Raw genomic sequence first — 12081 nt, forward strand, 5'->3', positions numbered from 1 at the left:
AGCCCCCTAGTCCCCAATAACTAAGCTCCCAAGACCCTAAAACCCCAATGAAGAACAACCGCTTACTCTACATTCTGCTGGCCGTGCTGGGGCTTTCCCTGATTGGCTTTTTCGTGGCGAAAAAGCAGGGCTGGGTTGGCCAGCCGGCCGGCACGGAGGTCATTGCCTCGAAGGCCGCGCCGGCCAACATCGTGGAGAAGGTGAGTGCCTCGGGCAAAGTGCAGCCCGAAACGGAGGTGAAAATCTCGCCCGACGTATCGGGCGAAATCACGCAGCTCTACGTGCAGGAAGGCGACTCCGTGAAGAAAGGCCAGCTGCTGCTGCGCATCCGGCCCGATAACTACCAGGCCATGGTGAACATGCAGTCGGCCTCGGTGGGCACGCAGCGGGCCAACGTGGGCCAGACCCAGGCCCGCCTGCAGCAGCTGCTGGCCAGCGCCAAGCAAACCGAGCTGAGCTTCCGCCGCAACGCCTCGCTCTACAAGCAGAAGGTGATTTCGCAGGCCGACTACGAGGCCAGCAAGGCAGCCTACGAGGCCTCGCAGGAGGAAATCAACTCAGCCCGCCAGAGCATCCGGGCGGCGCAGAGCAACGTGCAGAGCGCCCAGGCCTCGCTGGAAGAAGCCCGCAAAAACCTCAATAAAACCACCATCTACGCCCCCGTGAGCGGCACCATCAGCAAGCTCAATGTGAAGAAAGGCGAGCGGGTGGTGGGTACTTCGCAGATGGCGGGCACCGAAATCATGCGCATTGCCAACCTGAACTCGATGGAAGTGCGGGTGAGCGTGAATGAAAACGACATCATCAACGTGGACCTCGGTGACTCGGCCATCGTGGAGGTGGACTCCTACGCCAGCAAGGACGAGAAATTCCGGGGCGTGGTGACCAGCATTGCCAACACGGCCAAAGACGCGCTGACGGCCGAGGCCGTAACCGAGTTTGAGGTGCGCATCCGGCTGCTGCCCGAGTCGTACCGGCACCTGCAGCGCACGGTGCGGGGCCGCTCCATCGTGCCCTTCCGCCCCGGCATGACGGCCTCCATCGACGTGATTACGGACCGCAAGAGCAACGTGCTGAGCGTGCCGCTGGCCGCCGTGACCACCCGCTCCGACAGTACCGCCAATAAAGAAGACGAGAAAAAAGGCGGCGTGGTGCGCGTCAGCCGCGGCTCCTCGGCCCCCAAGGAAGCCGACGACAAGGCCGGCCCCAAGCTCGACGTGCAGGAAGTGGTCTTCGTGATTCGCAACGGCAAAGCCGTGCTGACGCCCGTCAAAACCGGCATCAGCGACTTCGACAACATCGAGATTCTCAGCGGCCTGCAGGCCGGCGAGCAGGTGGTGAGCGGGCCGTTCCGGGCCGTGGCCAAAACCCTGAAAGACGGCACGATGGTGGTGGTGAAGGATGCCAAAACCATCAACAAAGCCGCCCTGAAAGAAGCCCCGGAAGAAGATAAGTAAGGCTCTGGCCGTTGCAGGAAAGACCAGCCAGCCTGTCATTGCGAGCAGCGCGAAGCAATCCGTCCTGGGCACTGCGGCAAGCCTGATTAAACCAATAAGCCCTTGACGTACGTACCCGTCAGGGGCTTATCTGTAGAGGAAACTGTACACATTTGACCGCCCGGATGGCCGCGCTTCGCGCGTCATGACACTAGACTACGCATCCCATTGGAAAAAATAGCCATGATTGGCGGCGGCTCCTGGGCCACTGCCCTCACCAAGATATTATCGGAAAACGGGGCCCGCGTGGGCTGGTGGCTGCGCAGCAAAGACGACGTGCAGCACCTGCGCAGCACCCGCCACAACCGCCGCTACCTGTCCTCGGTGGCCTTCGACCTGACCCGCGTAGTGCCCTCCACCGACCTGGAGGAAGTGGTGAAGGAAGCCGACTGGCTGGTGCTGGCCGTGCCCGCCGCCTTCGTGCAGAGCGCCCTGGATAAGCTGGACCGCGACGCGCTGAAGAACAAGCGCATCATCTCGGCCATTAAGGGCATGATTCCGGGCAAAAACGTGCTGGTGACGGACTACGTGGCCGAGCGGTTTCGGCTGCCGCACACGCAGCTGGGCATTGTGGCCGGGCCCTGCCACGCCGAGGAAGTAGCCCTCGAAAAGCAGAGCTACCTCACCATCGGCTCGCCCGATCACCAGCTGGCCGAGGATTTCAGCCTGCTGCTGCGCAACCGCTACGTGAAGGCGCACCCCATGGCCGACCTCGACGGCATCGAGTACTTCGCCGTGATGAAAAACATCATTGCCCTTACCTGCGGCATCGCCCACGGTCTGGGCTACGGCGACAACTTCCAGGCCGTGCTGGTGAGCAACGCGGTGCAGGAGATGCGCCGCTTCGTGCACGCGATGAACCCCCAGCCCCGCGACCTGTCGGGCTCCGCCTACCTCGGTGACTTGCTGGTGACGGCCTACTCGCAGTTTTCGCGCAACCGCACCTTCGGCAGCATGATCGGGCGGGGCTACTCGGTGAAATCGGCGCAGCTGGAAATGAACATGGTGGCCGAGGGCTACTACGCCGTGAAAAGCATTTATGAGCTGAACAAGGAGCTGAAAGTGCCCATGCCCATTGCTACGGCGGCGTATCATATTCTCTACGAGAAGATTTCGCCGGCCGTGGAGATTGAGATTCTGAAGGAGAAGTTTAGATAATAGCAGCATTACAGAACGGCTAACGTTGCCAAAGGATCTGTCATCCTGAGCAGAGCGAAGGACCTTGTGTCAGTTGAACGACAAGCGCAATAACGACTCGTCCAACTGGCATAAGGTCCTTCGCTCTGCTCAGGATGACAGTACCGTTGCCCATAAAATACTATTCATGTCCTGGATTCTGCTCGCCCTGCTCACAGCTTTGTGCCTGGCGCTCTACAACTTCTTCATCAAGCTGGCCGCCGACCAGCTGCCGGCAGCCGTGGGCGCGGTGGTGCTGCAATTGGTAGCAGCCCTGTTGGGCGGGCTTTGGCTCCTGCGGCTCAGGCTGCATGGGCAGCCGCTGCCCATCACCAACAAAGGCCTGTTGCTGGCCGCGCTGGCCGGGGTGGGCGTGGGGCTGGCCGAGATTCTGACGTTCGTGGTGTTCAGCCGGGGCGTGCCTTCCTCGGTGGGCACGCCGGTGATTGTGGGCGGCTCGGTACTGCTCACGGCGGTGCTGGGACTGGTGCTGCTGCGCGAGGCCCTCACGCTGCCGCAGGCTCTGGGCCTGCTGCTAATTGTGGTAGGTATCGGCCTGCTGGCGCGGGGACACTAGCGCCGCCCGGCTGCTTAGGCTGCCTGCTTGTCGGCCGCCAGGGCGGGCAGGGTGCGGTGCAGCGCGGCCTGCAGCTTGGTGTGGTGGCAGGCAATGTACGACTGCAGCGTGCCGCGCCGGTGAATGAAGATGCGCGTATCGGCCGCGTCGGGGGCGGCATCTTTGGCGGGGCAATACTCGGCCACCGTGAGCTGGCTGTCGTTGCGGAAGTTGATAATCAGGTGCGCCCCGTGCGATACTTTGTCCTGCCAGCCGCTGACGCGGGTGGGGTGGTAGCTCAGCAGCAGCGGCACGCAGGCCGACAGCTGCTCGGCCACCGTTTCCTGGCAAGTCTCCGACAGCGTACCAACTGCCCGCAGCTGCTGGCGCAATTCGGTCTGGACCTGCTTGGTAAATACATCGGCTTTGGGCAAGCGCTTCAAAAGTCTCTTTACGGGCAGCATGGGGGCGGGGCTAAGCTGCAAATATACACGCTGCTGCCCGATAACGCGCTGAAAAATAACGCTGCTGACCCGCGCTGCGCCGCCAGAGGCCGTATTGGCGTATACTGCCACCTGATCCATTTCTTCCACCTGAATTTTTGCGCGATGAGCACCTTAGGCAACAGCAATTTTGACGATGATTCGGCCGCCGACTTCCTGGCCGATTTCACGGATTTTCCCGGCGAAGTGGCGCTGCTTGAAGCCCTGGCTCCGGCCGCCGAGGCCGACGGCGAGTATCTGGAAGCCGAGGTGGCCGGTCCGGCGCTGGCCGCTGCCGAAATAGTAGCGGCCCTGGCCGGCCAGCCCTTCGCCCACTTCCCCACCGACCTGCTCAAGCAGCTAAAGGCCTTGAATATCAGCGACCTGGAGGAATTGCAGGAGCTGGCCACGCAGGCCGTGACGGCCGTAGCCCAGGACTCGGAGCCGCGGGCGCAGGCGGCGGCCAGCAGCACGCTCAATGACTGGCTGAACGAGCAGCAGGAGCTGCTGAAGCGGCTGGCATAAGCGCGGGCAGCGTTAAACAATTCGCCGACTTATGAGTACTTTACGGGAGTCCACCATTATCTGCAAAAGCTAATGCAAAAAGATCCGAATGCTCAGAACGCCGCCGCCGGCGACCAGGAAACCGGCGGAAACGGCACCGGCACGGCCATCACCGGCGCCGGCACCTCGCACGACCCGCGCACCGCGGCCGGCGAACAGGCCCAGACCCTGACCACCCGCCAGGGGCACCCGATCTACGACAATCAGAACACGCGCACCATCGGCAACCGCGGGCCGGCCACGCTGGAAAACTACCAGCTGATTGAGAAAATCAGCCACTTCGACCGGGAGCGGATTCCGGAGCGAGTGGTGCACGCCCGCGGGGCCGGGGCGCACGGAGTGTTTGAGGCCTACGGCACGGTGGGCACCGAGCCCATCGGCAAGTATACCCGCGCCAAGCTGTTCAGCCAGAAGGGCAAGCAGACGCCGGTATTTGTACGCTTTTCCAGCGTGATTCACGGCGGCCACTCGCCCGAAACCCTGCGCGACCCGCGCGGCTTCGCCACCAAATTCTACACCGAAGACGGCAACTGGGACCTGGTGGGCAACAACCTGAAGGTGTTCTTCATTCGGGATGCCATGAAGTTTCCGGATATGGTGCATTCGCTGAAGCCCGACCCGGTGACCAACCGGCAGGACGGCGGCCGCATCTTCGACTTTATGAGCAACACGCCGGAGTCGCTGCACATGCTCACGTTTCTGTTTTCGCCTTGGGGCATTCCGGCCAACTACCGCCAGATGCAGGGCTCGGGCGTGAACACCTATAAATGGGTGAACCAGGACGGCGTGGGCACGCTGGTAAAATACCACTGGGAGCCCCAGCAGGGCGTAAAAAACCTGACCCAGCCCGAAGCCGAAGCCATTCAGGCCAAGAACTTCAACCATGCCACCCAGGATCTGTACGAAGCCATTGCGCAGGGCAACTTCCCGCGCTGGGAGCTGCGCGTGCAGCTGATGAGCGACGACGACCACCCGGAACTGGATTTCGACCCGCTCGACGATACCAAGCTCTGGCCCGAGGATCAGTTTCCGCACCTGCCCGTGGGCATGATGACGCTGAACCGCAACCCCGAAAACTACTTCGCCGAGGTGGAGCAGGTGGCTTTCGGCACCGGCGTACTGGTCGATGGCCTCGACTTCTCCGACGACAAGATGCTGCAGGGCCGCACGTTCTCCTACTCCGATACGCAGCGCTACCGCGTGGGCCCCAACTACCTGCAGCTGCCCATCAACGCGCCCAAAAAGCACGTAGCCACCAACCAGCGCGACGGCCAGATGACCTACCACGTGGACACGGCCCCTAACCAGAATCCGCACGTGAACTACGAGCCCAGCTCGCTCAACGGCCTTACCGAAAGCCCCCGCGCCGGTGCCGACCACGAGCCCGAGTACCGCGCCCGCCTGATGCGCCAGAAAATCGACCGCCGCGGCGACATGGACTTCAAGCAGGCCGGCGAGCGGTGGCGCCTGCACAACGACACCGAAAAGCAGGACCTGATCAACAACCTGACCGACGCGCTGAGCGCCGCCACCCCGGAAATTCAGGACCGCATGGTGGAGCTGTTCAGCAAGTGCGATGCCGAGTACGGTCAGCGCCTGCGCACCAGCCTCGACAACGTGGCCAAAGACCCCAGCGCCGCCACCAGCCGCTATATGGGCGGCCGCGTGCGCCCCGCCGCGGCCAATGGCCACACCAATGGCCACCAGAACGGCACTAACGCCCCCGCGCAGAAAGCCGAAGAAATGGCCCACGATGCCAAGCCATACTAGCCGTAGCGCGTAAATGCTATGTGAAAAAGGCCAACGGACGTTCCGTTGGCCTTTTTTTGCTTATAGACAACCTGCTTAATAAATTGTCATCTGGTCATGCCGAGTGAGGTCAAAGCATCTCTTCCACTTTGTTTGGTCAGCATTGCAACGAAGCATTCCATCTACGGTATTTTTCAACATGCCCACCTGCATTAACCGGCCTGTGCCTTGACCGGGCCACACATATATATGTGATATGTAATATTGTTTATCATTTATATATTTAACCTAATCTGTGTCGCTGGTGAGGGTGATCTGTGGTGATGATAGTGACCTGAGCCGGGCAGCAACAGGGTTTTCGATGTGATTTTGGGCGGCCCCAGCCTTGTGAGCTGGGCCGGTAGTTTTGAGGGATCCTGCGGCTTCGGGCCGAATACTTTGTGAAGGCCAAGCAGCGTTACACATGGCTTTTTGGTGAGGCTGAGCATAACGGCTCAGAAGTCGGCGGAGTCATCGCAGTTCGCCGTCTATCCTAGTCCGGCGATGAATGAGCGCCATATCACCGGCCTCAACGCTGCTGTTGGGCCGCTGAAACTGACGGTTTATACCGCATTTGGCAAGCCCGTGCTGACGCGGGAAACAGGAATTGAGGCTTCCTGCTGGATGTGCACAGCTGGCCGCGTGGCACCTATTGGGTGTCGCTGGAAGGCCCACGTTCCCACGAAAGACATCAGGTGCAGGTGCAGGTGCTGGTGCGGCAGCGGCCTGGCGCTACCCTGTTCTTTGGGGAGTTTTCTTGCTGAAAGCCTGACGTATCGAAGGAAAGTGCAGCTCAATTTTACCCCGGTCTGGGCCTGGGTATTGGTTTAACCTTTCATCTAATGCAATGAAAAATCTCCTGCTTACGCTGTGTTGTGTGTTCGGTGCAACGCTTCCCGGTTTGGGTCAAATAGGCTGGGCGGCGGCCCGGGCTCTGAGAGAAGTAGCGGTAACCAGTGTAGTAGCCGACCCTGGCAGCCGCGACACCTTCGTGACGGGCAGCTTTTCTTCGCAAATCAGCTTCACCTCGCCTTACCCTAGTGGTAACGTTGCTCTGGTTCCCGCCGGACGAACAGATGTGTTCCTTGCCCGCCTCGATTCCGTTGGCAACCTGCGGTGGGCCCGGCAGGTGGGCGGCTCCGGAGCCACGGCACACGGTGCCAGTATTACCGTCGACAACCGCGGGGGCCTGTACGTAGTTGGCTCATGCACGGGTACGCTGACGGTAAATACCGGCCCTACCAGCGTCGTGGCGTCCCCGATTTTCGCGGCGGTGCTGGTACTGCGTTGCCGGGCCACCAACGGTACTACCGTCTGGAGCCGCAGCGTGGGCAGCAGCGGTGATTACTCAACCGGCGAAACCATTGCCATGAGGCCCGGGGGCTCAGTGTTCTACATAGGTGGGCGTCTGGGCGGCGGCACTATGTCTTTTGCCCCGCTCAGCGTCCTGGCCGAGCGACGCTCCGGCTACGTGGCTGCTTACACCACCGCGGGGGCCGCCCTCTGGGTGCGCCTCTGCGACAATGATGGGGGCCTGTGGGGCTCCAGCGTGCAGGAGCTAGCCGTAGATGGGAGTGGCTGCTATGCCACCGGCTTTTTTAGTACGGCCATGGAACTGGGCGGTTTGTCCTTGCCCAATAGCGCTACTATCAGCCAAACCTTCGTGGCGCGGCTGGATCCCGGCAGTGGGGCCGCCGTCTGGTTGAAAGCCAGTAAAGCCGCGGTGGTGGGGTCGCTTTTCAGCCACGTTTCGCGCGGCAGCGGTCTGGCGGTGAGGGGAGGGGCCTGCTACGTGGGCGGTACCTTCAAAGGCATGGAGCTATTCGGGAGCTATGGCCTTACAGCAGGCCCCAATCTGACTGGCTATCTGGCGCGCTATAATGCTGCCACCGGCGACGTACTCTGGATCAAGCCCCTGGGTTTCACTTCTCTGGCGTTCGGCTACACCAACACCTTTGTAAAAGTGGCCGCGAATGGTGCCCGCGTGGTGGCGGCGTGGGGTGCCGAGGCTCCCGTTCGCTATTCGCTGCTGGCTTCGCACGCGCCCAATGGTACGTATCAGTGGAGCGTAACCTCTGGTGGAGCAGGCAATAGTGGTGCTTCCGATGTAGCGTTGCGGCCGGACGACGCGGCAGCATATTGGACCGGTAATTTTCAGCTGGGTAGCACCTTCGGGCCCTTTGTGTTAGTGGGGCCGAGCAGTCCGGCCAGTGGGTTCTGGGTCAGCGTGAAGCCCGTTGTATCCGGGAAGCTTCTACCAGGAATGCCCGCCGAACGGATTTCTTTGTACCCAAATCCAGCGGTGGATGAGTTGCGCATCGGCGGCCTGGAGCAGGTCACGGGCCCGCTCAAGCTAACGGTATACACCGCCCTCGGCAAGCCCGTGCTGACGCGTATGCTGGATACAGCCGGCCTCACGCTGGAAGTGCGCGACTGGCAGCGCGGTACTTACTGGGTGACGTTGGAAGGAGAATTTATCCACGAGCGGCACCTGGTTCAGGTGCGGTAGCTCAACTTTGGCTTGCCACCAGCCTGCGGCCCGACGCCATTTAGCCGACGCCAAACTTCTGCAACTCCTCCCATACCCGGTGCACCGGTAGGCCCATCACGTTGAAGTAGGAGCCTTCCAGCCGCGTTACGGCCACCATTCCGATCCAGTCCTGCGCGCCGTAGGCCCCGGCTTTGTCCAGGGGCTGGTAGGTGCGCACGTAGAAGTCGATTTCGCTGGGGGAGAGGGCGCGGAAATGCACCTGCGTCCGGTCGGAGAAGACGGTACGGCGGCCGTCGCCGTGCAGCAGGCACACGCCGGTATACACGTCGTGGGCGCGGCCCTGCAGGCGGGTGAGCATGGCGCGGGCTTCGGCTTCGTCGGCGGGCTTGTTGAGCACGTCGTCGTCGAGGCACACGATGGTATCGGCGGTCAGCAGCACTTCGTCGGGAGCCAGGTCGGGGCGGTAGGCCTCAGCTTTGTGGGCGGCCAGAAACTCGGCTACTTCGGCCCGGTGCAGGTGGGGCGGATACGTTTCGTCCACCTCGCGCAGCCGGATTTCATAGCTAAGGCCCAGCTCGGTGAGCAGCTGCCGGCGGCGCGGCGAGTTAGAGGCCAGGATTAAACGGGGAGTGGAAGACATGGTCGTAATCGTCGTCGCGGATGGAGGTGAAAAGGAAGCCGCCGATGGTTTTGGGGTAAAAGAACGTCGATTTGGGCGGCATCACGGCCCCGGAGTGGCACACGCGCTCCACCTCGTCCATCGTCACCTCGTTCACGATGAAGGCGGCGCGGGCCTCGCCCCGGTCTACGCGGCTCAGGCACTCGGGGAAGATGCGCACGTAGGCCACGCCCGGCCAGGCCCGCTGCGCGTCGGGCCCGATGATGCCCAGCACTTTTTCCAGCACGAAGAAGTGCAGCACCGTCAGATCCAGCGCCTTTACCGCCTCAGTCGTGTCCCAGCTCAGCTGCTCGTGCACCTCGGGCCGCAGGCGCAGCTTGTAAGCTTGCCCGCTCAGATACAGCCCGAAAGCCCACTGCTTGCCGGCCAGCAGCTCGGGCAGGGCATAGGCATCTTCTTTGGGCACCACGGTAAAATACGGCTCCAGGCGGCTTAGAAACTCCTCGTCCGTGAGCTGGCCGGGCAACTCCAGCAGTAGCCGGTGGGTGGGCAGAATGCGCAGGTCGTCGGCGGCGGCGTTGGTGAGGTACATCAGGTGGAAGTTCCACGGCTCGCGGCCGGTAGCGGCGGGGTCGGCGGCCAGCCGGGCCTGCCGGTAGGCCAGCGAGCCTTCGTAGCGGTGGTGACCGTCGGCCAGAATCACCTCGCGCGGGGCCAGCAGCTGCTGAAACCGCCGGATCACGGCCGCGTCCTGAATCACGGCCAGCACGTCGCGCGCGCCCTGGTAGTCTTCCTCCGTTTCGTAGAGCGGGCTCTGGATGGCCTCGTCGAGGTAGCGCTCCAGCTCAAAATTGTCGTCGCGGTAGAGGCCGTGGGTGGCGCTGGTTTCAAACTGGGTGCGGGCCAGCAGCTCGGCGCGGTCGTTTACGGCGGCGGGCAGCGTGTTTTCGTGGCGCAGTACCACGTTTTCGGCCCAGTCGTAGGCCCGGATGTGGCACATGAAGCCCTTGCGGCAGTATTCGCGCGGACTGCCCGGCAGCCGGAAATACTGGTAGTAGGCATAGATGCCCGGCAGCTCGTCCTGCCGCAGCACGCCCGTTTTTTGCCACTCCGTGAGCCGCTCCAGCGCCGCGCCGGCCGCATCCTCACCCCGCGGCACCGACAAATGAATGCTGTTCAGCGGATTGCGGTACAGCGCCTCCCGCTGCTTCTCTGACACCACATCAAACAGCGGCGACACATACTCATCAATCCGCGCACTCAGCTCGGTATTATAGCGCCAGCCACGAACAGGTTGAATTTCAGCCACTAAGAAAGGTTGAATTTTGAATTTTAAATGTTGAATGGCCCGGGATAATTAAGTTGAGATGCTGAAGAAGATGAGTGCCTGCGCCTGCCATTCATTCACCATTCAACACTCAAAACTCAGCATTGCCTACGGCGCGAGGCGGCTCAGCTTCCAGGTCTGGCCCGTTCGCTCGTACACAATCCGGTCGTGGAGGCGGGAGGGGCGGCCCTGCCAGAACTCCACGCGGTGGGGGCGCAGAATGTAGCCGCCCCAGTGCGCGGGCCGGGGCAACGGCTGCTGGCCCGCAAACTGCGCCTCCACGGCCTGCTCGCGCTGCTCCAGCTCCTGCCGGCTCCCGATGGGCTGGCTCTGCGGCGAGGCCCAAGCGCCCACCTGGCTGCCGTGCGGCCGGCTCTGAAAATATTCGGTGGAGAGGCTTTCCGGGGCTTTTTCTACCCGGCCCTCCACGCGCACCTGCCGCTCCAGGCCGGGCCAGAAAAAGGTGAGGGCGGCCAGCGGCTGCGCGGCCAGATCGTGGCCTTTGCGGCTGTCGTAGTTGGTGTAAAACAAAAAACCATCGTCGTCGGGCAACCCTTTCAGCAGCACGATGCGCGCCGAAGGCTGGCCGGTTTCGTCCACCGTGGCCAGGGTCATGGCGGTGGGCTCGTCGAGGCGGGCCTGCAGGGCTTCGTCGAGCCACACCCGGAACTGGGCCACGGCGGCGGGCAGCACGTCGGTTTCGGAAAGCGTCCGTTGAGCGTAGGTCTGGCGCAGGTCGGCCAGCTGTTGGTCAGTCATGCTTGGTTGAATAGGAGCGATGAAAGCGGAAGGGAAGCCCGCCCGGCAATTCGGGCCGCAAGGTAACACAATGAGGGCAGGCGAGGGAACCCAACCGTTGGCCGCGAACGTAAGGATATTCCGGCCCGCCCGACAACCCAATCCCGCGGCTTTCTGTTCTGATCAGCCGGCTGCCCGACCAGCTGGCGCCCCGCCCCCGCATTTCTCATTTCTAGCCTTCCTTTGTTATGCCCCGGCTCCGCGACGGTAGTTTGCTGATTTCCCAGCCCTTTCTGGGCGACCCCAACTTCGAGCGGACCGTGGTGCTGATGTGCCGCCATTCGGACGAGGAGGGCTCTTTTGGGCTGGTCCTGAACCGCGACTCCACCCTGCGCCTGGGCGACGTGCTGGAGCTGCCCGGCGGCGATGCCTCGCCCGCGGCCGGCCTGCCGCTGGGCCTGGGCGGCCCCGTGCAGCCCGATACGCTGCACTACCTGCACCACCGCCCCGACATCCCGCACGCCGTGGATCTGGGCCAGCAGGTGTACTGGGGCGGCGACTTCGGTGTGCTGCTCGGCCTGCTGCTCAGCGGCGAGCTGGGCCCCGACGATGTACGCCTGTATGTGGGCTATTCGGGCTGGACGGCGGGGCAGCTGGGAGAGGAAGTCAAGGAAAATGTTTGGATAGTGCATCCTAATGCTGCCGGGAAAGTATTTACTTTGGATAATGATGCCTTTTGGCGCGCGATTCTGCGCGAAAAAGGCGGCCGCTTCCGCGTCCTGTCCAACTACCCCACGGACCCTCGCCTCAACTGACGTATTCTTTCGCCTTCGCGCCTCCACTG

Annotated in this window: 11 protein-coding genes; 7 read left to right on the top strand and 4 right to left on the bottom strand. The window is 62.4% G+C overall.

What is annotated here, in order from left to right; translation table 11 throughout:
- The first annotated feature begins 47 nt into the window (after positions 1-47).
- From BUB62_RS14450 to BUB62_RS14460, 3 genes are all read left to right on the top strand, one after another.
- On the top strand, positions 48-1457 hold the full coding sequence (locus BUB62_RS14450; protein ID WP_073111230.1) for an efflux RND transporter periplasmic adaptor subunit: 1410 nt from the start codon (positions 48-50) through the stop codon (positions 1455-1457).
- A gap of 207 nt (positions 1458-1664) precedes the next feature.
- A complete protein-coding gene (locus BUB62_RS14455) occupies positions 1665-2654 on the top strand; it encodes an NAD(P)H-dependent glycerol-3-phosphate dehydrogenase (protein WP_084539082.1) in 990 nt (329 codons plus the stop codon).
- 166 nt (positions 2655-2820) lie between these two features.
- Complete coding sequence (locus tag BUB62_RS14460; RefSeq protein WP_073111232.1) at positions 2821-3249, top strand: EamA family transporter; 429 nt, start codon at positions 2821-2823, stop codon at positions 3247-3249.
- Positions 3250-3263: 14 nt separating this feature from the next.
- On the opposite strand, the gene BUB62_RS14465 is transcribed toward BUB62_RS14460, so the two are convergent.
- On the bottom strand, positions 3264-3821 hold the full coding sequence (locus BUB62_RS14465; RefSeq protein WP_073111234.1) for a hypothetical protein: 558 nt from the start codon (positions 3819-3821) through the stop codon (positions 3264-3266).
- Positions 3822-3836: 15 nt separating this feature from the next.
- Between BUB62_RS14465 and BUB62_RS14470 the strand changes: the two genes are divergently transcribed.
- From BUB62_RS14470 to BUB62_RS14480, 3 genes are all read left to right on the top strand, one after another.
- A complete protein-coding gene (locus tag BUB62_RS14470; RefSeq protein ID WP_073111236.1) occupies positions 3837-4235 on the top strand; it encodes a DUF4259 domain-containing protein in 399 nt (132 codons plus the stop codon).
- Positions 4236-4307: 72 nt separating this feature from the next.
- Positions 4308-6044, top strand: coding sequence for a catalase (locus BUB62_RS14475; protein ID WP_084539083.1), 1737 nt, complete (start codon positions 4308-4310; stop codon positions 6042-6044).
- 1096 nt (positions 6045-7140) lie between these two features.
- Positions 7141-8571, top strand: coding sequence for an SBBP repeat-containing protein (locus BUB62_RS14480; protein WP_073111238.1), 1431 nt, complete (start codon positions 7141-7143; stop codon positions 8569-8571).
- A gap of 40 nt (positions 8572-8611) precedes the next feature.
- Here the strand turns inward: BUB62_RS14480 and BUB62_RS14485 are convergent, their stop codons facing one another.
- The 3 genes from BUB62_RS14485 to pdxH all read right to left on the bottom strand — a co-directional run bounded on the left by BUB62_RS14485 (position 8612) and on the right by pdxH (position 11258).
- Positions 8612-9193 carry a Maf family nucleotide pyrophosphatase gene (locus BUB62_RS14485; protein WP_073111240.1) on the bottom strand — a complete coding sequence of 194 codons (582 nt, stop codon included), beginning with the start codon at positions 9191-9193 and terminating at the stop codon, positions 8612-8614.
- A complete protein-coding gene (locus BUB62_RS14490; protein WP_073111242.1) occupies positions 9159-10481 on the bottom strand; it encodes a DUF1015 domain-containing protein in 1323 nt (440 codons plus the stop codon). Before BUB62_RS14490 ends, BUB62_RS14485 begins: the two co-directional genes overlap by 35 nt.
- A gap of 126 nt (positions 10482-10607) precedes the next feature.
- A complete protein-coding gene (gene pdxH, locus BUB62_RS14495) occupies positions 10608-11258 on the bottom strand; it encodes a pyridoxamine 5'-phosphate oxidase (protein ID WP_073111244.1) in 651 nt (216 codons plus the stop codon).
- A gap of 227 nt (positions 11259-11485) precedes the next feature.
- Between pdxH and BUB62_RS14500 the strand changes: the two genes are divergently transcribed.
- On the top strand, positions 11486-12052 hold the full coding sequence (locus BUB62_RS14500; RefSeq protein ID WP_073111246.1) for a YqgE/AlgH family protein: 567 nt from the start codon (positions 11486-11488) through the stop codon (positions 12050-12052).
- The last annotated feature ends 29 nt before the right edge of the window (positions 12053-12081 follow it).

It is taken from the genome of Hymenobacter daecheongensis DSM 21074 (genome assembly GCF_900141805.1).
GTDB lineage: Bacteria > Bacteroidota > Bacteroidia > Cytophagales > Hymenobacteraceae > Hymenobacter > Hymenobacter daecheongensis.